This is a genomic window from Roseateles sp. P5_E8, from assembly GCF_054177665.1.
The window spans coordinates 1-20,221 of the sequence record NZ_JBGCUM010000036.1; the positions used below are offsets into that span (position 1 = coordinate 1).

The window sequence follows — 20,221 nt, forward strand, 5'->3', positions numbered from 1 at the left end:
GCCGTCAGCAGGCTCCCGGCCATGCGCGAGATATAGGTCTTGCCCGAGCGGGTCAGGATGGGTGTGCCCATCCACAGGCAGTCGCTGGCCGTCGAAGAAGGGATCGTGCTGGCGCGTCATCAGGACTTGCTAAATCAGGGCTTGCTGCGGGCGTCGAGCGCCAGGCGCTCGAACTCGCGCTCTATATCGCGCACCGTGGCCGGGATGTCAAACAGCGGCGAGCTGTGGCCGTGCTCGGCGAGGTAACGCTTGTAAGAAGCGGCGCGCGCCGGCTGGTTGCCGATCTGAACGGCGCGCTGCTCGTACTCCTCGATCGTCGTCGTGATCAGGTCCGGCAGGCCCACGGCCGTCAGCAGGCTCCCGGCCATGCGCGAGATATAGGTCTTGCCCGAGCGGGTCAGGATGGGTGTGCCCATCCACAGGCAGTCGCTGGCCGTCGTGCCGGCGTTGTAGGGGAAGGTGTCCAGGAACAGGTCGGCCACCGTGAAGCGGGCCAGATAGTCGGTCGGCTGGGCACGCGGCGCAAAGACGAGGCGCTCCGGGGCCACGCCCTCCTCAGCCGCCACGCGGTTGAGGTTGGCCTTGGCGAACGGGTTGTCCGCCAGCAGCCACAGCACGCTGCCTGGCACCTGGCGCAGCACGCGCATCCAGCAGCGCCAGACCTGCTCGCTCATCTTGTGGTTGTTGTTGAAGGCGCAGAAGACGAAGGCGTCCTGCGGCAACCCTGCCTCGGCGCGGGTCGGCGGCATGCTGGCCACGCGCTTGCGGTCGCTGACCTGGTAGCTGTTGGGCAGGTAGATCGGTTTCTCGGTGTGATACGGCAGCGACTCCGGCGGCATCACGAAGCGGTCGGCCAGGATCCAGTCCACGCCCGGCAGTGCCGACGTGGCGGGCAGGCCCAGATAGCTCACCTGGATGGGCGCGCCGCGGTGGGCCAGGATGCCCGGGCGGGCGCCGCTGGTCAGGCCCTGCAGGTCCACGAGCACGTCAATGCCCGCTTCGGCGATCAGCTCGGCGGCGCGGCGGTCGTTGACGCCGTGCAGCGGCGTGTAGCTGTCCATCGCCGCCTTCAGGCGCGCGCGCAGCGGCGTGCCGTCCTCACGGCTCCAGCTGAAGGCGTGGACTTCAAATCTGGCTCTGTCGTGCAGCTCGTAAAGCTCGGCCGACAGCAGGCCGACCGCATGCATGTGCAGGTCGCCGGACAGGTAGCCGACCTTGATCTTGCCCTCGCGCTTCCTGCCCTTGTGCAGCGGCGCATCGGTGACCTTCGCGACCTTCTCGTAGACGAAACGCTGGGCCGTCAGCAGTTGCAGGGCCGGATCGTCGCTTTCGTCCAGCATGCCCAGCAGCGAGGTGCTCATCAGCAACTGGTTGTGCGTGACATCGCCCACGGTCTTGTAGACCGGCCAGGCGCATTGCTTCTGGCGGATATGCACGTAATGCTGGGCCACGTCGCTCTGGCGCGGGTCAAGCTCCAGCGAGCGCACCATCAACGCCTCGGACTCGTCATAGCGCTTGAGCTGCTCCAGCAACCGGGCGGCGTTGTTGAAACCGTGCAGGCGCAGGCTCAGCGGCTCGGCGCCCAGGCTTTCGGGCGCTTCGTTCTCATACACGGTGCGCCATTCGGCCAGCGCCTCTTCCTCGCGGCCCTGGTGCTCCAGTTGATGGCCCAAGTTGAGGCGCGCCTGCGCGAAATGCGGCGCCACGCTCAAGGCCATGCGGTAAACGCTCTCGGCTTCGACATGACGGCGCTGGTCGCCCAGGATGGCGCCCCAGTTGAAACAGGCCACGTAGCGCAGCGGCGAGGGAGTGGCGGCGACCCAGCTTTGGTAGAGCACGCAGGCCGCGTCGGCGGCGCCCGCCTGCTGCAGGCGCGACGCGGCGTCCATGACCTGCGGCAGCGGCCATTGCCCGCTGCGCGCCAGCTCCAGCCATTGCTCAACGAGCGCAAGGCCTTGAGGCTGGGCGGTAGGAGGTGTCGACATGTCCATGCGGCGGGCGGCGAGAGCGGATCGTCTGCCGATTTTCAAGCCGCAGCGGCCCGGAAGGCGCGGGGAATAGGCTGCGGAATGCGCAGCATTTCCCGCCCGGGCCACCTCAAACTGGGGAATCAACCGCCCAGATAGTCCCCTTTGCCCAGCGGCACGCCGGCATGGCGCAGCAACGCATAGGTCGTGGTGGCGTGGAAGTAGAAGTTGGGCAGTGCGAAATGTCTCAGATAGTTCAGGCCGTCGAACCGGCGCGGGTCGCCGGTGCGGCGGGGGATGACGATCTCGCGGTCCTCGCTGCCTTCAAAAGCCTCGGCCGGCACAGACAGCACGTAGTCGAGGGTCTTCTTGATGCGCACTGTCAGTTCGTCCAGCGTGGCCTCGCTGTCCTCGAACTTGGGCGCCTCCTGGGCTGCGAGCCGCGCCACGCAGCCCTTGGCGGCGTCACTGGCGATCTGGATTTGGTTCTTGAACGGCAGCATGTCGGGCGACAGCCGCAGCGTCAGGTAGACATCGGTCGAGAACTTCTTCGCCTCGGCGTGGGCCTTGGCCGCCTCCAGCCAGTTCAGCATGTTGCCCAGCATCTTGGCAAGGGCGGGCACGCTCGCGGCGTGCATGGAAATCGTCGTCATCGGGTTGTCTCCTTGAGGGAAACCGATGGTAGCCATGCCGCCCAAAGCCCTGCGATGCACGCGGCACAATGAACCAAGCTATGAATGTCATCATCCTCGACGACTACCAGGACGCCGTGCGCAAACTGCGCTGCGCGGCCAAGTTGGAACCGCTGAACGCCAAGGTGTTCACCAACACGGTCAAGGGCATAGGCCAGCTGTCCGTGCGGCTGCGCGACGCCGAGGTGCTGGTGCTCGTGCGCGAGCGCACCGCCTTTCCGCGGCAACTGCTCGAAAAGCTCCCCAAGCTCAAGCTCATTTCGCAGACCGGCCGCGTCGGCAGCCACATCGATGTGGAGGCCTGCACGCGGCTGGGCATCGCCGTCGCCGAGGGCGTGGGCAACCCGGTGGCGCCGGCCGAGCTGACCTGGGCGCTCATCATGGCCTCCATGCGCCGGCTGCCGCAGTACATCGGCAACCTCAAGCACGGTGCCTGGCAGCAGGCTGGGCTGAAGGCGGCGTCCATGCCGGCCAACTTCGGCGTCGGCATGGTGCTGCGCGGCAAGACGCTGGGCATCTGGGGCTACGGCAAGATCGGCCAGCTCGTGGCCGGCTACGGCCGCGCCTTCGGCATGCAGGTGATGGTCTGGGGCAGCGAGGCCTCACGCCTGAAGGCCGAGGCCGACGGCTACCAGGCGGCACCCAGCCGCGAGGCCTTCTTCTCCGAGTCCGACGTGCTGTCCGTGCATCTGCGCCTGTGCGACGCCACGCGCGGCATCGTCACGCCCGAGGACCTGGCGCGCATGAAGCCGACTGCGCTGTTCGTGAACACCTCGCGGGCCGAGCTGGTGGTGGAAGGCGCGCTGGTGTCGGCCCTCAACCGTGGCCGGCCCGGCATGGCGGCCATCGACGTGTTCGAGAGCGAGCCCATCCTGCAAGGCCACCCGCTGCTGCGGCTGGAGAACGCCGTCTGCACGCCGCACATCGGCTATGTGGAGCAGGACAGCTACGAGCTCTACTTCGACGCGGCCTTCGACAACGTGCTGAACTTCATCAAGGCCCAGCCGACCCACCTCGTCAACCCCGAGGCGCTCAAGGTTCACCGGTGAACCGCCCCGAATCCTTGGGTGAGCTCTTCGTCGCCTTCACGCGGCTGGCGCTGCAGGGTTTCGGGGGTGTGCTGGCGGTGGCGCAGCGGGAGCTGGTCGAGCGGCTGAACTGGCTGAGCAAGGAAGAGTTCGTCGAGATGCTGGCCATCGCCCAGGTGCTGCCGGGGCCCAACGTGGTCAACCTGTCGCTGATGGTCGGCGACCGCTTCTTCGGCACCCGGGGCGCTATTGCTGCGCTGGCGGGCATGCTGGCAGTGCCGGCCGTCATCGTGCTGGGCCTCGCCGCCGCCTACGGGGAGTTGTCACAGCACCCCGTGGCCGTCAATGCGCTGCGCGGCATGGGCGCCGTGTCGGCCGGGCTGGTGCTGGCCACCGGCATCAAGCTGCTACCGGCACTCAAGCAGAACCCCATGGGCCGGGCGACGGCGCTGGGCCTGGCGCTGGCCGCCTTCGTGCTTATCGGCCTGCTGCGCTGGCCCCTGGTCACCGTGCTGGCCGTGGTGGGCGGCGGTGGCATGGCCCTGGCCTGGCGGAAGCTCCGATGAGCCTGCCCTTCGATTTCGGCAGCCTGTTCCTGCACTTCCTGGTGCTGTCGCCGATGTCCATCGGCGGCGCGATCACGACGGTGCCGGAGATGCACCGCTACCTCGTCGTCAACACCGGCTGGCTGAGCGAGACCGAGTTCACCACGTCCATCGCGCTGGCCCAGGCCGCGCCGGGGCCCAACATCCTGTTCGTCGCCGTGCTGGGCTGGAACGTCGCCGGCCTGGCCGGCGCCGCCACGGCCATGGCCGGCATCATGCTGCCGTCGACGTTGCTGACGCTGACCGCCACGCGCTGGGCTCGGGCCAACCGCGAGCACATCGCCGTGCGTGCCTTCGCGGTCGGCATGATGCCGCTGACGCTGGGGCTCATCATCGCCACCGGCTGGCTGCTGGCCCTGCCCTTCCTGCGCGCCGACGACCACCGCTGGGGCACGCTGGCGCTGATCGCCGTCACCGTGCTGCTGACGCTGAAGACGAGGCTGGGCCTCGTCTGGATGGTGCTGGGTGGCGGCGTGCTGGGTGCGCTCGGCTTCGTTTAGACGCCGATGCCGGCCTGCACGGTCGCCGAGCGCTTGCTGACGGGCGCCGTACCCAGCGTGACCTGGGCATAGACCTCGTCGGAACGCGGCATGTAGATGGGCGTGTTGATGTCGGCCCAACCGACGATCTCCTTGCCGCTGTCCTCGTCGAGCTTGGCCGTGTCGATGGCCCGCTTCTCGGAATAGCTGACGGCGCCGGCGGCCAGCACGGTGACGGCCTTGTAGGAGCGCAGCAGGATGCCGCCGCTGACCCACATGAAGGTGCTGATGAGGTCGTCGGCGGTGGTGTCGCCTGAAGGCAGGTTGTCGCCGGACAGGTCCTCGCCGTAGAGCTTGATCTCCAGGCGATAGGTGCGGCCGACGTCGCTGGCATCGAAGTTCATCGTGCCGGCGACGGTCACATCGCGCTTGTCGCCGGTGGTGCTACCGAGGGTGACGGTGGGGGTGGAAAGTGTGGCCATGACGGGCTCCTTGAATCAGTAGTGGCTCGCCAGGGATCGGCTTGCCTGCCTGTACTGACGCAAGGGCGTGCCCGCAGGGATCAGCGCATCGTTGGTGAAAGTTCACCCTGCGCCGACGCCGCCCGGCCGAAATGCCGCGGGCGGGCGGCCCAGCAGCCGCAGGAAGGCTCGCCGCATGCGCTCGGTACTGCCGAAGCCGCAGTCCAGCGACACCCGCAGCACCGACGCTGACCCGCCCTCCAACGCCGCGCGCGCCGCTTCCACGCGCAGCCGCTCCACCGCCTGCGCGGGCGTGGCGCCCGTCTCGGCGTGAAAGCAGCGCGCAAAGTGGCGCGGGCTCATGCAGGCCCGGGCGGCCAGGTCCTCCACGCGATGGTCGCGCCGCAGGTCACGCCGTACTTCGTCCAGCAGCGCGCCGAAACGGCCGTCCGGGCGCTGCAGGTCCAGCAGCGGCGAGAACTGCGACTGCCCGCCGGGCCGCCGCCGCTCCACGACGAGATGGCGCGCGGCCTCGCGCGCAACGTCTTCGCCGTGGTCGTGGGCCAGCAATGCCAGGCAGAGGTCGATGCCGGCCGTCATGCCGGCACTCGTCCAGAGTTCCGGCAGGCCAAGCTGGCGAACTGCGGGCTCGCGGACGTAGATGCGGTCGGGCCGCAGGCGCACGGCGGGAAAGTCGGTGGCGAACTGCCGGCTGCGCGACCAATGCGTCGTGGCCGTGCGCTCATCCAGCAGGCCGGCGGCGGCCAGCACCAAGCTGCCGCTGCAGATGCTGGCCACGCGCGCGCCCGAGCGGCTGGCCCGGCGCAGCCAGGCCACCAGGCGGGCGTCGCTGCACGCGGCGTCCACGCCATCGCCGCCGATCACCATGACCAGGTCCAGATCTCCCAGCCGGCGTGGCAGCCCCTGCACCGGCCACGCCACGCCGGCGGAGCTGCGCACCGCAGGTCCTGCGCTGGCCACCAGGCGCCAGTCGTAGCTGCCGGGCAGCGCCAGCCTGGCCAGTTCGAACACGGCCATCGGGCCGGCCAGGTCCAGCTGCTGGAAGCCGGGAAAAAGCACGAAGGCGATGCGGCAGGTCATGTTGGCAGAAAAGGTGGGAACTGCGTCATGGCGGCCATTGTCAGGCCGCCCCAAACTGCCGGCCATCGACAACGAAGGACGCGCCATGAGCGACCCCGGCCACGACCTCATCACCATCACCCGCAGGACCGACACGGTCTTTGTCGAAGGCGATGGCGCCTGGATGACGGACGAGAACGGCAAGCGCCACCTGGACCTGGTACAGGGCTGGGCAGTGAACTGTTTGGGCCACAGCCCCGCACTCATCACGCAGGCCCTGCTGGCGCAGTCCCAGCGGCTGCTGAACCCAAGCCCGGCTTACTACAACCGGCCGCTGCTGGACCTGGCCAAGCGGCTCGTGGACCTGAGCTGCTTCGACCGCGTCTTCCTCGCCAGTTCGGGCGCCGAGGCCAACGAGGGCGCGGTGAAGCTGGCGCGGCGCTGGGGCAGCCGCATGCGTGGCGGCGCGCACGAGATCATCGGCTTCGAGCAGGCCTTCCACGGCCGCACGCTGGCGATGATGAGCGCCTCGGGCAAGCCGGGCTGGGGCGAAATCTATCCACCCATGCCCGCCGGCTTCGTGAAAGCGCGGCTCAACGACATCGCCTCGGTGGAGCGCGCGATGACGCCGCACACGGCGGCCGTGATGATCGAGTTCGTGCAGGGCGAGGCGGGCGTCGTCCTGGCCGACCCGGGCTTCGTGCGCGAGCTGCGCGCGCTGACGGCCGAACGCGGCGTGCTGCTGATCGCCGACGAGGTGCAGACCGGCATCGGCCGCTGCGGCCAGGCTTTCGGCTACGAGCACTTCGGCATCGAGCCCGACGTGATGACGCTGGCCAAGGGCCTGGGCGGCGGCGTGCCGCTGGCGGCGCTGTTGTGCAAGGAGGCCTTCAACTGCTTCCTGCCCGGCGACCAGGGCGGCACCTTCTGCGGCAACCCGCTGATGGCGGCGGTGGGGCTGGCCGTGGTGAACGAGGTCTGCCGGCCCGACTTCCTCGCAGTCGTACGCGCCCGCGCAGAACAGCTCTCTATCGGCCTGCAGGCCATCGCGCGCGACCACGGCCTGGTGGGCGAGCGTGGCGTCGGGCTCCTGCGGGCGCTGGTGCTGCCATCAGACAGCGCGAGCGAGGTGGTGGCGGCCGCACAGGCACTGGCGCCGGTGGGCCTGCTGCTCAATGCGCCGCGCCCTCACCTGATCCGCCTGATGCCGGCGCTGAACATCAGCGCAGCCGAGGTGGACGAGGGGCTGGCGCTGCTGCGCCGGGCGCTGCGCGAGGTGCTGGGCTGAAGAACTTAGCCCTGCGTGGTCCCGAAGATCTTGTCGCCCGCGTCGCCCAGGCCCGGGATGATGTAGCCGACCTCGTTCAGATGGCTGTCGATGGCCGCCGTCCAGCAGCGCACATCGGGGTGGGCCGCTTCAAGCGCCTTCACACCCTCCGGCGCCGCCACCAGCACCAGCGCGCGCACGTCCTTGCAGCCGCGCGCCTTCAGCAGGTCGACCGTCGCGATCATGCTGCCGGCCGTGGCCAGCATCGGGTCGATGATCAGTGCCGTGCGCGAGTCCAGGTTGCCGACGAACTTGTCGAAGTAATTCACCGGCTTGAGGGTCTCGTGGTCGCGGGCCAGGCCGACGACCGACACCTTGGCGTTGGGCAGGATGTCCAGCACGCCGTCCAGCATGCCCAGGCCCGCACGCAGGATGGGCACGACCGTGACCTTGCGACCCGCGATCTGGTCGATCTCGGCGGGGCCGCTCCAGCAGTTGATCGTCGTCTTCTCCAGCGGGAAGTCGGCCGTCGCCTCGTAGCAGAGCAGCCGCGCCACTTCGCCGGTCAGCTCGCGGAACTTCTTGGTCGAGATGTCCGCCTCGCGCATCAGGCCGATCTTGTGTTTGACCAGCGGGTGCTTGACTTCGATGACGGCCATGACGGGAACTCCCAGTTTTTCTAAACAGTCAGAATTATCYGCGCTGGCGCAGCGCCTCATACAGGCAGACACCCGAGGCCACCGACACATTCAGGCTTTCGACCGCGCCGGCCATCGGGATGCGCACGAGTTCGTCGCAGGTCTTGGCCGTCAGTTGCCGCATGCCCTCGCCTTCGGCGCCCATCACGAAGGCGATGGGGCGCTTGAAGTCGACGTCGTAGATGGAACGCTCGGCCTGGTCCGAAAGGCCAACGACCCAGATGTCGCGCTCCTTCAGCTCATTCAAGGTCCGTGCCAGGTTGGTGACCATCAGATAGGGCACGGTCTCGGCCGCGCCGCTGGCGACCTTGGCCACCGTGGCGTTCAGGCCCACGGCGCGGTCCTTGGGGGCAACGACGGCATGCACGCCCGCGCCATCGGCCACACGCAGGCAGGCACCGAGGTTGTGCGGGTCGGTCACGCCGTCCAGCACCAGCACCAGCGGCGGGCCTTCCACGGCGTCGAGCACGTCGTCCAGCGAATGCGGCTGGGCCAGCGCCTGCACGCGGGCGACGACGCCCTGGTGGCGCGTGCTGCCAGCGATCTGGCCCAGGCGCTCGTCGTTGCTCTCCACGAGCTTGGCGCCGGCCTCCTTGGCGCGCTCGACGAAAGTACGCATGCGCTGGTCGCGCCGCGATGGGTCGAAATGGACCTCGGCGACCGAAGCGGGGTGGGTCTTGAGGCGGACGGTGACGGCGTGGAAGCCGAACAGGACGGACTTGGGGGAACTCATGGCCGCATTGTCGCGGGCTGCTGACGCCGCGCGTTCTCCATGACGTTGACGAAGCTGTCGGTCCAGAGCCGCGCCTTGTTCTTCGCCAGATGGTCCAGCAGCGCGTCGTGCGCCTCACGCGTCACGCTCAGGTGTTCGGCACCCACGCCGTGGAACAGCAGATGCACCATCGCGTGCTGAGCGGCCGCCTTCTCGACCAGGGCAATCAACTGCTCGGCGGTCCAGCCCTCGACGAAGTACACCGGCACGGCATAGGGGTCGAACGCGTCAAGGTCGGTCACCATCGCCGGGTTGGCGGCGCGGTAGGCGACGAACTGTGGCTGCAGCGCCTTGACGAAGTCCTGGCCGCCGGCCTTCAGGTCCAGGCAGGGCGGTGTGAAGGTCCGCTTGGTCTTGCCGTCCAGCGATTGCAGCCAGGTGTTGGCCGCGAGGATGTGCTCCTGCACCTGGGCCGGCGTCTGCTTGTCCAGGTCGCGGTGCGGCAGCACCCATTCCCGGCCCGGCCCCTTGGCCGAGCAGCCATGGAAGAGGCTGTGGTTGCCCAGTTCGTGGCCCGCGGCTGCGGCCGCCTTCCATTCGTTCTGGCGAGCGGGGAAGGTAGGCCCGTTGATGGGGATGTAGAAGCTGGCCCGCAGGCCGCGCTTGTTGAGCGCCGGCACGACGTGGTCGAGCTGGCTGTCCAGCGCGTCGTCATAGCCCAGCGTGACGGCCGCCTGTGCGCCGCCCGGCCAGTTGAAAGGCGCCGCTGTAGCGGCCACCGCGGCGAACAGGCCAAGCGCGGCCAGCATCATCTTTTTCATCTTTGTGTCTCCTCAACGAAGGGATTGAACGGCCATCAGCGCGGCTATGAGCACCGGCTGATGGACCATGTAGAAGCTCAGCGACCAGCGCCCCAGCACGGCCAGCGGCCTGGGCGCCGTGCCCTGCCAGAGCTGAGGCCGCATGCGCGTGGCGACAAAGCCCAGCAGCATGGCGCCCAGCCAGGGCAGCACGGGCACGTAGTCCTCGGTGATGGGCTTGTGCGTGACGAGGCCGAGCCAGTCCGTCCAGCGCGTGTCAAACGCCGGGTGCTGCACGAACTGTGGCAGCGCGATGGCGGCCACGGCCAGCGCCAGCAACGCCGCGTTGGGCAGGCGCGCCAGGCCCAGGCGCAGCAGCAACAGCATGGCGGCAATGCCGTGCAGCACGCCAAAGCTGATCCAGCTGTTCGGGAACATGAACCACGAGCCCGCCGTCACCAGCAGCGCGCAACCCGCCACCTGGACCCAGCGCTTCCAGAACCGCTCCCGGCTCTGACCGTTCACCATCGCCAGCGCCTGTCCGCCACCCGCGCAAAACAAAAACAGGCTGACGATGCAGGTGCGCTGCCACGTCCAGACCGGGTCGCGATAGAAATCCTGGCTGATCCAGCGGAAGTAGCTCAGGTCGAAGCCGAAATGGAAGGCTGCCATCCAGACGATGGCCAGGCCGCGCAACGCGTCGAGACGGTCGGAGCGCTTGGGTTTGGAATCGGCAACAGCCGGCAGCATGAAGGTCAGCGGGGTGAGGAAGCGGCGGGATTCTGACCGCTCTGCGACTGCTGCTGGCGCCGCGCCAGCCGCTCCTCGGCAATGCGGCGGCGGGCGATGCGCTCGCCCTCGTCCGGGTCAGCCGCGCTGTGCATGGCTTCGGCGCGCTGCCGGGCATCCTGGCGCACGCGGTCGCTCAGCTGGGTCTGCGCGGCCTGGGCCTCGCGGCTGATGTCCCAGTCGGCATCGGTGTAGCGGCCCTGACCGTTGCGGCACTGGCGGGCGCGACGCACCTCGTCCTGCATGAACTGCCGCTCGGCGTCGCCCAGCGTCGTCGAGTTGCCGCGCGTCTGCATGCCGCGGATCTCGCCGTCGCCCGGGCAGGCATTGCCCGGGGGCACCAACGGCACCAGCGGCACGGGAGCCGGCGGGCGGCCCATGGCGGCATCGACGACCTCGGGCTTCATGGCATCCACCACATTGGGCTGAAGGTTGCGCCCTGGCACCGGCTGGCCGGACTGTGGGCAGGGCTTGTCGCTGAAGACCACCTTGCCGCCCGCGTCGCACTTCCAGACCTGCTGCGCCCAGGCACTTGACACCGACAGGCACAGCGCCAGGCACAGCGTCAGGCCCACGCCCCTTCGCGTCATCGCCAGCCCCTTGTCTCCGACCAAAATGTGCCCCATCGCAACCGCTCCTTCGCCCGCTTCATGTCCAAGCGTCTGCTCGCTCTGGCCCTCATCGTATGGCTARCCACCGGCCCCGCCGTAGCCCAGAACAAGGCTGCCCAGCCGCGTGCCGTCAGCGCCCGTGGCGCGTTGGACGCCGAGGAGATGAACAACATCGGCGTGTTCAAGCGCGTGTCGCCGTCGGTCGTGCACATCACGACGCTGAGCGTGCAGCGCGACTTCTTCTCGCTGCGCACCAGCGAGCAGCCCAGCGGCACGGGCACCGGCTTCGTCTGGGACGACGCCGGCCACATCGTCACCAACTTCCACGTCATTCAGGGCGGCGACCGCGCCACGGTGACGCTGGCCGACCAGAGCAGCTACCCGGCCAGGCTGGTGGGCGCCTTCCCCGACCGCGACATCGCCGTTCTGCGCATCGAGGCGCCGCGCGACAAGCTGCCGGCCATTGCGGTGGGCGCCAGCCGCGACCTGCAGGTGGGCCAGAAGGTCTACGCCATCGGCAACCCCTTCGGGCTGGACCAGACGCTGACCACCGGCATCGTCTCGGCGCTGAACCGCGAGATCGAGTCGGTCACGCGGCGGACGATCAAGGGCGCCATCCAGACGGACGCGGCCATCAACCCGGGCAACTCGGGCGGGCCACTGCTGGATTCCGTCGGACGGCTGATCGGCGTCAACACGGCAATCTTCAGCCCGAGCGGGGCGAGTGCCGGGATCGGGTTTGCCATTCCGGTGGACGAGGTGAACCGCATCGTGCCGAGGTTGATCCGAGACGGGCGCTTCATCCGCCCGGCGCTGGGGGTCACGTCGGGGCCGCCGAACCTTGCCCAGGCACTGGGGGCGCCCAAGGGCGTGCTGCTCGTCAACGTGGCGGACGGCAGCCCGGCGGCGGCGGCAGGGCTCAAGCCGTTCGGGCGGGACCGCAGCGGGCGCATCGTACAGGGCGACGTAATCACCGCCGTCGATGGCCAGGCGGTGGCGGACCTGGACGACATGCTGTCACTGCTGGAGACGCGGCAGATCGGGGAGAAGGTGACCTTGACGGTGTGGCGGGCGGGGCAGACGAGGAAGGTGGCGGCGACGCTGGGGAGTTCGGACTAACCGCAAGGGCTCTTCTTGCATGCCTACACGTCGTTCCTGCACGTTTGCGGAACTCAACCTCAGCGACAATCACTTCTCCAAACACATCAAAGTAATATGGAAAATTTGCTTGCCGCCTTGGGCGCCAATGCTCTTATTCTTGGCGCACTTACCTATTTGGTGAAATCTTTCATAGGTTCTCGCTTGGAAAGAGACTTGATTGAATTCAAGAGTGCCATTGAGAGAAAAGCATCCACGGAGATTGATAGGTTTCGTTCTCAGCTCGAAAAAGATCGACTCCGAATGCAAATTTCATACGGCGGCATTTTCGAGAGGCAAGCAGATGCAATACTTGCTCTTTATGGCGCGGTGGTTGCCTTGGAGCGAGGAGCAAGCGAAGCGATACATCTGAGCGGCACCCCACAAGAACGCCGCAACAAATTTGAAATACCTCTATGGGAATTGCGTAGAACGATCATTGACAAGAAGATCCTTTTGCCACCAGATGTGGACACAGCAATAGAGGCATTTCTCGCGAGACTGCCGCGAGCTGTGCGTACTTATATCTCCGCTGAAGCGCGAGACATGTCGAGACTCGCACCGTCAGAAATGGATAAACTGTTTGAACAGCAGGATAGGGCCATGGAAATTATCGAAAATGAAGTACCGGCACTTCGTGGCAAGCTTGTTGCCGAAATGCAAAAGGTAATTGGCGTGGTCGCCAATGAGTTCTAATTACAAAGAACTCAGCGAAACCCTCTCTATAAAGTAATACACCGGATGCGGCGCACGCCGCCTCGGATCACTTGACATACACACAGGACACCCCATGGGCGCGCAATGGAAAGCCAAACACAAAGACATCGCCGCCAATGCCAAGGGCCGGCTGTTCGGCAAGCTGTCCAAGGACATCATGATTGCCGCCCGCCACGGCGCTGACCCCAAGGACAACGCGCGGCTGCGGCTGGTGGTGGAGCAGGCGCGCAAGGTGTCCATGCCCAAGGAGACGCTGGACCGCGCCATCAAGAAGGGCGCCGGGCTGACCGGCGAAGTCGTCCACTTCGAGCAGGCCATCTACGAGGGCTTTGCGCCGCACCGCGTGCCGGTGATGGTGGAGGTGCTGACCGACAACGTGAACCGCGCGGCGTCGGACATGCGCGTGCTGTTCCGCAAGGGCCAGCTCGGCACGTCGGGCTCGGTGAGCTGGGACTACGACCACCTCGGCATGATCGAAGCCGAGCCCGCCACGCCCGGCGCCGATGCGGACACCGCTGCCATCGAGGCCGGCGCGCAGGACCTGCTGCCGGCGGACGAGGACGGCATCACCGTGTTCCTCACCGAACCGACCGACCTCGACCTCGTCAGCCGTGCCCTGCCGGCGCAGGGCTTCACGGTGCTGAGCGCCAGGCTGGGCTATCGGCCCAAGAACCCGGTCGACCCGGCGAGCCTGAACGCCGAGCAGTTGGAAGAGGTTGAGAGCTTCCTGGCCGCGCTGGACGACAACGACGACGTGCAGCACGTGTACGCCGGGTTGGCGGGCTGATTCACCCAGCGGCGCCTTTTCGCCGTACCAGCCGCACCAGCCGCAGGCTGGCGAGACCGGCCAGGCCGGCCAGCATCAGCGCCCAGCTGCCGTTCTCCGGCACCGCGTTCACCGCCAGCCCGCGGGCCGACGTCAGCGTGTAGCCGTCCGGCAGCGAGTACTCCACGCGCGCGGTGAAGCTGAGGGACGTGTTCAAGGTGGACAGCGCGAACTCGAAGCCGCGCTCGAAAGGCGTGCCGACCACTGCGGTGAACGAGGCCGAGTCGACTCGATGAAGGCTGGGTTGCGTGACACCGCCACCGAACGTGGCGGTGCGGCCGAAAGCGAGCACATCGCGCGCCGAGTCGTTGCTGATCCGGTCTGCGATCGAGTTGGCCGAGGCGCTGGGCGCCGGTGAGCGATTGCCGCTGATGAAGATGTAGTTCGTGAGCACCAGACCGGGAGCGCTCCGCACCGACGTGCCGTCGATGGTGACCGTGACGCCGACATTCACCGTGGCGGTGGGGCCCGTGATCAGGAACTGGTCGAACTGGACGGCATCGAAGGAGACCGTAGGCGCCGTGCGGGCCGTCGTCGCTGACAGGCTCATGTCCACCCCGTTGACCCATAGCCCGCCCGGCGGACGGCCGCAAGGCCGCGAGCAAGCCGCTGGAACTGCTGCGTTATCTGGCCTGCCGAGGCACCGAGGTCGCATCGACGGAGGTGGTGGCCCGCGAGCTGTGGCCCGGCGATGGGCGGGAAGGTCGGCAAAAGGCCTTTGAAGTGACCGTCGCGCGGCTGCGCCGCTTGCTGGCCCACGACGCGGCCTTGCTGGTGCAAGACCATGGCATACGCCTGAACCCGGACTGCGTCTGGGTCGATGTGCAGGCCTTGAACGACCACCTGACGGCGCACGAGCATGCCCCTGCCGGCAGTGCGGCCGCCATGCTGGCCTTGGCCGCCGCACTCAACCTCTACCGCAGCGCCTGCCTGACGCTCAGCGAGCAGCCCTGGGCGCTGGCCGCCGCCGAGCGCTGGCGGACCCGCCTGGCGGCGGCGCTGCTGCGTGAGGCGCGCGACGCGAGCCTCGACCCTGCCCGAGCCCGGGAATTGCTGCTGCGGGCCCAGTCGGCCGACCCCGGCATCGCCCGCCACCTGAACGGAGCAGGCTGAGGCTGGGCGCAAACCGCCCTGGCGATCAGGTCGGTGCGGGTTCGCCGGCGCATTCAGCCAGCAACCACTGCTCGAACGCCTTCACCGCCGGCCGTGACTTGGCCGCCGGGTCGACGATGAGCCGATACGCCCGCGCCGACGCGATGCCGGCATCGAAGGGCGTGACGAGCTGGCCGCTCGCCAGCAGCGCGTCCACCAGCGGCCGCCGGCCCAGCGCCACGCCCTGCCCCGCTATCGCTGCAGCAATGGCCTCGGAGTAGCTCGAAAAACTCAAGCGCGCCGCCGGCCGCAGATCGCTCAGGCCCCAGGCGCTGAGCCACGGCTCCCACTCGGCCGGCATGCCGGCGCTGTCGCCGTCCATGGCCAGGTGCAGCAGCGTGTGGCGGGCCAGGTCGGGCGGCTCGCGCAGCGGCAGGCCCAGCTCGCCCACCAGGCGCGGGCTGCAGACGGGCAGCATGGACTCGGCAAACAGTTGCTTGCCCTGCGCCGCGACTATGGGGCTGTAGCGGATGGCGAGGTCGAAGCCCTCGCTGGCCAGATTGCGGTTGCCCAGGCCGGCGTCCAGGCGCACGTCGATGCCCGGGTGGGCGCGGGTGAAGGCGGTCAGGCGCGGGATCAGCCACAGCGAGGCGAAGCCGGGCGTGGTCGTGAGCGCGAGCAGCTGACGCTGGTGGGGCTCGCGCACGGTGCGCACGGCCACGCGCAGCGTGTTCAGCGCGATGGCGCAGGCGGCGTACAGGCGCCGGCCGTYCTCGGTGAGCGCCAGCGCGCGGTGGCGGCGCTCGAACAGGGCCACGCCCAACTCGTCCTCCAGCCCGCGCATCTGGCGGCTCATGGCCGACTGGGTGACGAAGCGCTCCTCGGCCGCCAGCGTGAAGCTCAGGTGGCGTGCGGCGGCCTCGAATGAGGCCAGCAGCTGCAACGGCGGGAGACGGTCGATGGGCTTGTTTGACATGATCTGAAGGAATGCGAAGCCTTCCGAATCATCGTTTGTCGGCGGATGCGCTGGCAATCAGTATTCAGGCCATGCGCATGCCTGCAAGGCATGCAAAGGAGCCTCAAATGCTGATCGACGTCCCCCACACCCGGCTGCTGCTGCAACGCGGCCAGACCTCGCGCCTGCCCCAGGCGCGCGCCGCCCACCTGTGCAGCGCCGAAGGCACGCTGTGGATCACGCTGGACCACGACGCGCGCGACATCGTGCTGGAGCCGGGCCAGTGCTTCGTCGTGCCGAGCGACAAGGGAGTGACCATCAGCGCGCTGAGCGCCAAGGCCGTGCTGGACCTGCGCCCCGCCGAGGCGCGGCCGTGACTGCCGCGCCGGTACTTGCGCCTCTGGCCGCCGACGAGGCGCACCGCTGGGCCTTGCCGGGCGACCGCGCAGCCTGGCTGCGGCCGCTGCGCCCCGGCGACGTCTGTGCTGAGCAGCGCTTCTTCAATGGCTTGTCGCTGGACTCGCGGCACCAGCGCTTTCACTTCGGCCTGCGCGAGTTGAGCCCCGCGCTGCTGAAGCTGCTGACCGAGGTGGACCAGTGCCTGCACCGCGCCTGGGTCGTCGTCGAGGCCGAGGCGCCTGGGCGGCCCGTCATCGCCGATGCGCGCTACGTCTGCGACCCCGAGCGGCCGGCCATTGCCGAGTTCGCCCTCGCCGTGGCTGACGACTGGCAGGGCCGTGGCCTGGGCCGGCGGCTGATGGCTCACCTCATGGCCGACGCTGGCCGCCACGGCGTGCAGCGCCTGTTTGGCGACGTGCTGGCCGGCAACCGCCGCATGCTGTCCCTGATGCGCGAGTTTGGCGCCCGCCTTGAGGCACATCCGGACGGCGCCCAGCTGGTGCGCGGCGTGCTGAGCTTGGGCAACGCCGAGAATTGATCTTACATTCAAGACATTTATAGCTCACAAGCACAAGCAAGTCCTTGTCATTCAGTTGATTTTCAACACAAACCCGAGACACAATTCAGGACACAACACCTGAATCCATGTCCGCCGACCTGCCCAGCCTCGAACGCCTGCTCCGCCCGCGCGGCCCGCTGGGTCTGGCGGAGATTGCCGCGAACCTGGGCTGCGCCACCAAGACCGCCCAGCGACTGATCGCCACGGCCGGTGACGCCGTGGTGGCCGCCGGCCAGACACGGCGTCGGCGCACCGCCTGGCGGCGCGACTTTCGCGGCCAGAGGGTCGAAACGCCGGTCTACCGCATCGACGCCGACGGCCGGCCGCAGCGCATCGGCCTGCTGCGACCCATCTGGCCTTTTGGTTGCCACCTCGAAACCGAAGCCGCCGCCTGGCCCACGCCCGAGGAAGCGCGCGACGGCTGGTACCAAGGCCTGCCCTACCCGCTCTACGACCTGCGGCCGCAAGGCTTTCTCGGCCGAGCCTTTGCGCGCCGGCACGCGCCCGGGCTGAGCCTGCCGCCGGACCCGCGCGACTGGGACGATGACGCGCTGTTGCTGGGTTTGAGCGCCTTTGGCGACGACCTGCCGGGCGAACTGCTGGTGGGCGACACCGCCCTGCGCCGCTTTCTCGACACGCGGCTGCACCTCGCCCAGCCCATCGGCACCGCCGAGCTGCAGGCCGCCTGCGCCACCCTCGCGGCCCAGGCAATGGACGGCTCCCTGCCCGGCTCGTCGGCCGGCGGCGAGTTCCCGAAGTTCACCGTGGCGCGCGAGCTGCCCGGCATGGCCACGCCGCACTGCGTCGTCAAGTTCAGCGGTGCCGACGACTCGGCCACCGTGCAGCGCTGGCGCGACCTCCTCGTCTGCGAGCACCTGGCGGCCCAGGCGCTGGGAGCGCAGGCGGCGCGCACGCGGCTGCTGTTGCACGCGGGCCGGCACTTCCTGGAGAGCGAGCGTTTTGACCGTGTCGGCCCGCACGGCCGGCGTGGCGTCGTCAGCCTGGAGAGCGCCGACGCCGGTCTCGTCGGCAAGGCCGGCAGCGACTGGACCCGCGTGGCCCGCGCGCTGGCGGCGCAAGGCCTGCTGAGCGCGGAGGACGCCGAGCGCGTGGCCGAGCGCCAGCTCTTCGGCCAGCTCATCGGCAACAGCGACATGCACGGCGGCAACCTCGGCTTCTTCCACGACGCGACGGGCCTGCGCCTAGCACCGAGCTACGACCAACTGCCGATGCGCTACGCCCCGCAGGCCAGCGGCGAAGTGCTGTCGCCGGTGCTTGCACCCAGCCTGCCGATGCCGGCGGAGCGCGAACGCTGGCAGCGCGTGGCGCCGATGGCCCTGGCCTTCTGGCGCGCGGCTGCGACCGATGAGCGCATCAGCCCCGCCTTCCACGCCCTGTGCGCGGACAACGCCGTGGCGCTCGAACGCGCGATGGCCCTGGCATGAAACGACTGCTCATCACCTTGTTGATCCTGGCCCTCGTGCTGGCCGGCCTGAGCCTGGCTGCGGGCGAGTACCTGACGCGCGCCGTCCGTACGGCCATCGGCGCGCCGCCCGAGGGTCTGAACGCCGAGACCGTCACCATCCCGTTCGGCGCAGGCCAGCGCCTCGCCGGCTGGTTCCTGCCCGGCCGCGCAAACGAAGGCGCGGTGTTGATGCTGCACGGCGTGCGCGGCAACCGCCTGCAGATGCTGGCGCGTGCCCGCTGGCTGCAGCGCGAGGGCGTCGCCAGCCTCATCGTTGACCTGCCGTCGCACGGCCAGAGCAGCGGCGAACGCATCAGCTTCGGGCGGCACGAGGCCAAGGGTGCGGAGGCCGCGCTGGCCTGGCTGCGCCAGCGGCTGCCTGGCGAGAAGGTCGGCGCCATCGGCGTGTCGCTGGGCGGTGCGTCCCTGCTGTTCGCGCAACGCCAGCCCGAGCTGGATGCGCTGGTGCTGGAGTCGGTCTACCCGACCATCGTCGACGCCGTGCAGGACCGTCTCGCCATGCGCCTGGGGCCCTTGGCCAGCCAGGCGCTGGCGCCGCTGCTGCTGGTGCAGATCCCGCTGCGGCTGGGCTTTGGCACGGACCGGCTGCGCCCTGTCGACGCCATCGCCGGCGTGCGTGCGCCGCTGATCGTGGCCTCGGGCACCGAGGACCTGCACACACGCTGGCCCGAAACCGAGGCGCTGTTCGCCGCCGCCCGTGAGCCCAAGGCGCTGTGGCCGGTGCAGGGTGCCGCCCATGTCGACCTGAACGACTTCGACGCGGCGGCCTACGAGGCGCGCCTGCTGCCCTGGCTCCAATCACATCTGCGCAAAGCCCCTCCCTGACAGGGCCAAGCCCGCGCCGGCAAGATGCCGCCATGAGTTCCCTGCCCCCGCTCTCCATCCTCGACCTGGCGCCCGTCGTCGAAGGCGCCACGACCCGCGAAGCGCTGCTGAACAGCCTGGACCTCGTCAAGCTTGCCGACGAGCTGGGCTACACGCGCTACTGGGTCGCCGAGCACCACAACATGGAGGGCGTGGCCAGCTCGGCCACGGCCGTGCTGATCGGCCAGTTGGCCGCCGCGTCCAGGCGCATCCGTGTTGGCGCGGGCGGCATCATGCTGCCCAACCATGCGCCGCTGACCATCGCCGAGCAGTTCGGCACGCTGGCCGAACTCTTCCCCGGGCGCATCGACCTGGGCCTGGGCCGCGCGCCGGGCACCGACCGCCCGACGATGCGTGCGCTGCGCCGCAGCCTGGAGTCGACCGGCGAGGACACCTTCCCCAACGACGTGCTGGAGCTGCAAAGCTACCTCGCGCCTGCCCGGGATGACGCCGTCGTGCGCGCCGTGCCGGGCCAGGGCACCGAGGTGCCGATCTGGCTGCTCGGCTCCAGCCTCTACAGCGCGCAGCTTTCGGCCTATCTCGGCCTGCCGTTCGCGTTCGCGTCGCACTTTGCGCCCGAGATGTTGATGCAGGCGCTGCAGGTCTACCGCGCGACCTATAAACCCAGCGTGCGCCACGCCAAGCCGCATGCGATGGTCGGGCTGAACGTCATCGTCGCGCCCACCGACGAAGAAGCGCAGTTCCTGTTCACGTCGGCGCAGCAGCGCTTTCTCGGCATGGTGCGCGGCCGGCGCGGCAAGCTGCTGCCGCCGGTAGCGAGCATGGCCGGGCTGTGGTCTCCCACTGAGGCGATGCAGGTGGAGCGCATGCTCAGCGAAGCCGTCGTCGGCTCGCCGGAGACGGTGCGCGCGGGCCTGGCGGAGACGCGGGAGCGCACGCAGGCCGACGAGTTCATCGTCGCCTGCGCGGTGCATGACCACGCGCTGCGGCGAAGGTCCTACGAGCTGCTGGCGGGGCTCTGAGCCACTGCAGCGCT

At 68.7% G+C, this 20,221-nt stretch carries 24 protein-coding genes; 13 read left to right on the plus strand and 11 right to left on the minus strand.

The window, feature by feature from the left end; all coding sequences use genetic code 11:
- Window positions 1-134: 134 nt before the first annotated feature.
- A complete protein-coding gene (locus tag ACXRVZ_RS18865; protein WP_457427548.1) occupies window positions 135-1,985 on the minus strand; it encodes an O-linked N-acetylglucosamine transferase, SPINDLY family protein in 1,851 nt (616 codons plus the stop codon).
- Between the two features lie 125 nt (window positions 1,986-2,110).
- Window positions 2,111-2,620 carry a DUF1993 domain-containing protein gene (locus ACXRVZ_RS18870; RefSeq protein WP_457427550.1) on the minus strand — a complete coding sequence of 170 codons (510 nt, stop codon included), beginning with the start codon at window positions 2,618-2,620 and terminating at the stop codon, window positions 2,111-2,113.
- A gap of 80 nt (window positions 2,621-2,700) precedes the next feature.
- Here ACXRVZ_RS18870 and ACXRVZ_RS18875 point away from each other — a divergent pair, with 80 nt between their 5' ends.
- From ACXRVZ_RS18875 to ACXRVZ_RS18885, 3 genes are read left to right on the plus strand one after another with little or no spacing between them, the layout of a single operon-like run.
- Complete coding sequence (locus ACXRVZ_RS18875; RefSeq protein ID WP_457427551.1) at window positions 2,701-3,708, plus strand: D-2-hydroxyacid dehydrogenase family protein; 1,008 nt, start codon at window positions 2,701-2,703, stop codon at window positions 3,706-3,708.
- Complete coding sequence (locus ACXRVZ_RS18880; protein WP_457427553.1) at window positions 3,705-4,253, plus strand: chromate transporter; 549 nt, start codon at window positions 3,705-3,707, stop codon at window positions 4,251-4,253. The genes ACXRVZ_RS18875 and ACXRVZ_RS18880 overlap by 4 nt, the downstream gene beginning before the upstream one ends.
- Window positions 4,250-4,792 (plus strand): chromate transporter, encoded by a 543-nt coding sequence (locus tag ACXRVZ_RS18885; RefSeq protein ID WP_457427555.1) that lies wholly within the window; start codon window positions 4,250-4,252, stop codon window positions 4,790-4,792. Before ACXRVZ_RS18880 ends, ACXRVZ_RS18885 begins: the two co-directional genes overlap by 4 nt.
- On the opposite strand, the gene ACXRVZ_RS18890 is transcribed toward ACXRVZ_RS18885, so the two are convergent.
- Window positions 4,789-5,253, minus strand: a complete 465-nt coding sequence (locus tag ACXRVZ_RS18890) for a hypothetical protein (RefSeq protein ID WP_457427557.1) — start codon at window positions 5,251-5,253, stop codon at window positions 4,789-4,791. The two genes, ACXRVZ_RS18885 and ACXRVZ_RS18890, sit on opposite strands and share 4 nt — an antisense overlap.
- 102 nt (window positions 5,254-5,355) lie before the next feature.
- A complete protein-coding gene (locus ACXRVZ_RS18895; protein ID WP_457427559.1) occupies window positions 5,356-6,333 on the minus strand; it encodes a GlxA family transcriptional regulator in 978 nt (325 codons plus the stop codon).
- An 85-nt stretch (window positions 6,334-6,418) separates the two neighbouring features.
- On the opposite strand from ACXRVZ_RS18895, the gene ACXRVZ_RS18900 reads away from it, so the two are divergent.
- Complete coding sequence (locus ACXRVZ_RS18900) at window positions 6,419-7,600, plus strand: acetylornithine transaminase (protein WP_457427561.1); 1,182 nt, start codon at window positions 6,419-6,421, stop codon at window positions 7,598-7,600.
- A 5-nt stretch (window positions 7,601-7,605) separates the two neighbouring features.
- Here the strand turns inward: ACXRVZ_RS18900 and upp are convergent, their stop codons facing one another.
- The 5 genes from upp to ACXRVZ_RS18925 are packed head-to-tail and all read right to left on the minus strand — an operon-like array spanning window position 7,606 to window position 11,168.
- Window positions 7,606-8,238 carry a uracil phosphoribosyltransferase gene (gene upp, locus ACXRVZ_RS18905; protein ID WP_458232684.1) on the minus strand — a complete coding sequence of 211 codons (633 nt, stop codon included), beginning with the start codon at window positions 8,236-8,238 and terminating at the stop codon, window positions 7,606-7,608.
- A 34-nt stretch (window positions 8,239-8,272) separates the two neighbouring features.
- Window positions 8,273-9,010 carry a 23S rRNA (guanosine(2251)-2'-O)-methyltransferase RlmB gene (rlmB, locus tag ACXRVZ_RS18910; RefSeq protein WP_458232685.1) on the minus strand — a complete coding sequence of 246 codons (738 nt, stop codon included), beginning with the start codon at window positions 9,008-9,010 and terminating at the stop codon, window positions 8,273-8,275.
- Window positions 9,007-9,810, minus strand: coding sequence for a polysaccharide deacetylase family protein (locus ACXRVZ_RS18915; protein ID WP_457427567.1), 804 nt, complete (start codon window positions 9,808-9,810; stop codon window positions 9,007-9,009). Before ACXRVZ_RS18915 ends, rlmB begins: the two co-directional genes overlap by 4 nt.
- 12 nt (window positions 9,811-9,822) lie before the next feature.
- Window positions 9,823-10,539 (minus strand): DUF1624 domain-containing protein, encoded by a 717-nt coding sequence (locus ACXRVZ_RS18920; RefSeq protein ID WP_457427569.1) that lies wholly within the window; start codon window positions 10,537-10,539, stop codon window positions 9,823-9,825.
- Window positions 10,540-10,544: 5 nt separating this feature from the next.
- Window positions 10,545-11,168, minus strand: a complete 624-nt coding sequence (locus ACXRVZ_RS18925) for a DUF4124 domain-containing protein (RefSeq protein WP_458232686.1) — start codon at window positions 11,166-11,168, stop codon at window positions 10,545-10,547.
- Window positions 11,169-11,228: 60 nt separating this feature from the next.
- On the opposite strand from ACXRVZ_RS18925, the gene ACXRVZ_RS18930 reads away from it, so the two are divergent.
- From ACXRVZ_RS18930 to ACXRVZ_RS18940, 3 genes are all read left to right on the plus strand, one after another.
- Window positions 11,229-12,308, plus strand: a complete 1,080-nt coding sequence (locus tag ACXRVZ_RS18930; RefSeq protein WP_458232687.1) for a S1C family serine protease — start codon at window positions 11,229-11,231, stop codon at window positions 12,306-12,308.
- Between the two features lie 96 nt (window positions 12,309-12,404).
- Complete coding sequence (locus tag ACXRVZ_RS18935) at window positions 12,405-13,022, plus strand: hypothetical protein (protein ID WP_457428060.1); 618 nt, start codon at window positions 12,405-12,407, stop codon at window positions 13,020-13,022.
- 94 nt (window positions 13,023-13,116) lie between these two features.
- Entirely contained in the window at window positions 13,117-13,830 is a 714-nt protein-coding gene (locus ACXRVZ_RS18940) for a YebC/PmpR family DNA-binding transcriptional regulator (RefSeq protein ID WP_457428062.1), read from the plus strand.
- Between the two features lies 1 nt (window position 13,831).
- On the opposite strand, the gene ACXRVZ_RS18945 is transcribed toward ACXRVZ_RS18940, so the two are convergent.
- Window positions 13,832-14,419, minus strand: a complete 588-nt coding sequence (locus ACXRVZ_RS18945) for a hypothetical protein (protein WP_457428064.1) — start codon at window positions 14,417-14,419, stop codon at window positions 13,832-13,834.
- Window positions 14,420-14,592: 173 nt separating this feature from the next.
- Between ACXRVZ_RS18945 and ACXRVZ_RS18950 the strand changes: the two genes are divergently transcribed.
- Window positions 14,593-14,982, plus strand: a complete 390-nt coding sequence (locus ACXRVZ_RS18950) for a hypothetical protein (RefSeq protein WP_457428066.1) — start codon at window positions 14,593-14,595, stop codon at window positions 14,980-14,982.
- Window positions 14,983-15,007: 25 nt separating this feature from the next.
- On the opposite strand, the gene gcvA is transcribed toward ACXRVZ_RS18950, so the two are convergent.
- Window positions 15,008-15,937 carry a transcriptional regulator GcvA gene (gene gcvA / locus ACXRVZ_RS18955; RefSeq protein WP_458232688.1) on the minus strand — a complete coding sequence of 310 codons (930 nt, stop codon included), beginning with the start codon at window positions 15,935-15,937 and terminating at the stop codon, window positions 15,008-15,010.
- 107 nt (window positions 15,938-16,044) lie between these two features.
- Here gcvA and ACXRVZ_RS18960 point away from each other — a divergent pair, with 107 nt between their 5' ends.
- The 5 genes from ACXRVZ_RS18960 to ACXRVZ_RS18980 all read left to right on the plus strand — a co-directional run bounded on the left by ACXRVZ_RS18960 (window position 16,045) and on the right by ACXRVZ_RS18980 (window position 20,207).
- Window positions 16,045-16,293, plus strand: a complete 249-nt coding sequence (locus ACXRVZ_RS18960; RefSeq protein ID WP_457428070.1) for a DUF2917 domain-containing protein — start codon at window positions 16,045-16,047, stop codon at window positions 16,291-16,293.
- Window positions 16,290-16,853 carry an N-acetyltransferase family protein gene (locus ACXRVZ_RS18965; protein ID WP_457428072.1) on the plus strand — a complete coding sequence of 188 codons (564 nt, stop codon included), beginning with the start codon at window positions 16,290-16,292 and terminating at the stop codon, window positions 16,851-16,853. The genes ACXRVZ_RS18960 and ACXRVZ_RS18965 overlap by 4 nt, the downstream gene beginning before the upstream one ends.
- A gap of 107 nt (window positions 16,854-16,960) precedes the next feature.
- Complete coding sequence (gene yjjJ / locus ACXRVZ_RS18970; protein ID WP_457428074.1) at window positions 16,961-18,319, plus strand: type II toxin-antitoxin system HipA family toxin YjjJ; 1,359 nt, start codon at window positions 16,961-16,963, stop codon at window positions 18,317-18,319.
- Window positions 18,316-19,185 carry an alpha/beta hydrolase gene (locus ACXRVZ_RS18975; protein ID WP_457428076.1) on the plus strand — a complete coding sequence of 290 codons (870 nt, stop codon included), beginning with the start codon at window positions 18,316-18,318 and terminating at the stop codon, window positions 19,183-19,185. The genes yjjJ and ACXRVZ_RS18975 overlap by 4 nt, the downstream gene beginning before the upstream one ends.
- Before the next feature lie 41 nt (window positions 19,186-19,226).
- Entirely contained in the window at window positions 19,227-20,207 is a 981-nt protein-coding gene (locus tag ACXRVZ_RS18980) for an LLM class flavin-dependent oxidoreductase (RefSeq protein WP_458232696.1), read from the plus strand.
- Window positions 20,208-20,221: the final 14 nt, after the last annotated feature.

Coding starts and splice junctions, on each gene's coding strand:
- ACXRVZ_RS18865 (WP_457427548.1), bottom strand. CDS start 1,985: ATGTCGACACCTCCTACCGCCCAGCCTCAAGGCCTTGCGCTCGTTGAG.
- ACXRVZ_RS18870 (WP_457427550.1), bottom strand. CDS start 2,620: ATGACGACGATTTCCATGCACGCCGCGAGCGTGCCCGCCCTTGCCAAG.
- ACXRVZ_RS18875 (WP_457427551.1), top strand. CDS start 2,701: ATGAATGTCATCATCCTCGACGACTACCAGGACGCCGTGCGCAAACTG.
- ACXRVZ_RS18885 (WP_457427555.1), top strand. CDS start 4,250: ATGAGCCTGCCCTTCGATTTCGGCAGCCTGTTCCTGCACTTCCTGGTG.
- ACXRVZ_RS18890 (WP_457427557.1), bottom strand. CDS start 5,253: ATGGCCACACTTTCCACCCCCACCGTCACCCTCGGTAGCACCACCGGC.
- ACXRVZ_RS18895 (WP_457427559.1), bottom strand. CDS start 6,333: ATGACCTGCCGCATCGCCTTCGTGCTTTTTCCCGGCTTCCAGCAGCTG.
- ACXRVZ_RS18900 (WP_457427561.1), top strand. CDS start 6,419: ATGAGCGACCCCGGCCACGACCTCATCACCATCACCCGCAGGACCGAC.
- upp (WP_458232684.1), bottom strand. CDS start 8,238: ATGGCCGTCATCGAAGTCAAGCACCCGCTGGTCAAACACAAGATCGGC.
- ACXRVZ_RS18915 (WP_457427567.1), bottom strand. CDS start 9,810: ATGAAAAAGATGATGCTGGCCGCGCTTGGCCTGTTCGCCGCGGTGGCC.
- ACXRVZ_RS18920 (WP_457427569.1), bottom strand. CDS start 10,539: ATGCTGCCGGCTGTTGCCGATTCCAAACCCAAGCGCTCCGACCGTCTC.
- ACXRVZ_RS18925 (WP_458232686.1), bottom strand. CDS start 11,168: ATGACGCGAAGGGGCGTGGGCCTGACGCTGTGCCTGGCGCTGTGCCTG.
- ACXRVZ_RS18935 (WP_457428060.1), top strand. CDS start 12,405: ATGGAAAATTTGCTTGCCGCCTTGGGCGCCAATGCTCTTATTCTTGGC.
- ACXRVZ_RS18940 (WP_457428062.1), top strand. CDS start 13,117: ATGGGCGCGCAATGGAAAGCCAAACACAAAGACATCGCCGCCAATGCC.
- ACXRVZ_RS18945 (WP_457428064.1), bottom strand. CDS start 14,419: ATGAGCCTGTCAGCGACGACGGCCCGCACGGCGCCTACGGTCTCCTTC.
- ACXRVZ_RS18960 (WP_457428070.1), top strand. CDS start 16,045: ATGCTGATCGACGTCCCCCACACCCGGCTGCTGCTGCAACGCGGCCAG.
- yjjJ (WP_457428074.1), top strand. CDS start 16,961: ATGTCCGCCGACCTGCCCAGCCTCGAACGCCTGCTCCGCCCGCGCGGC.
- ACXRVZ_RS18975 (WP_457428076.1), top strand. CDS start 18,316: ATGAAACGACTGCTCATCACCTTGTTGATCCTGGCCCTCGTGCTGGCC.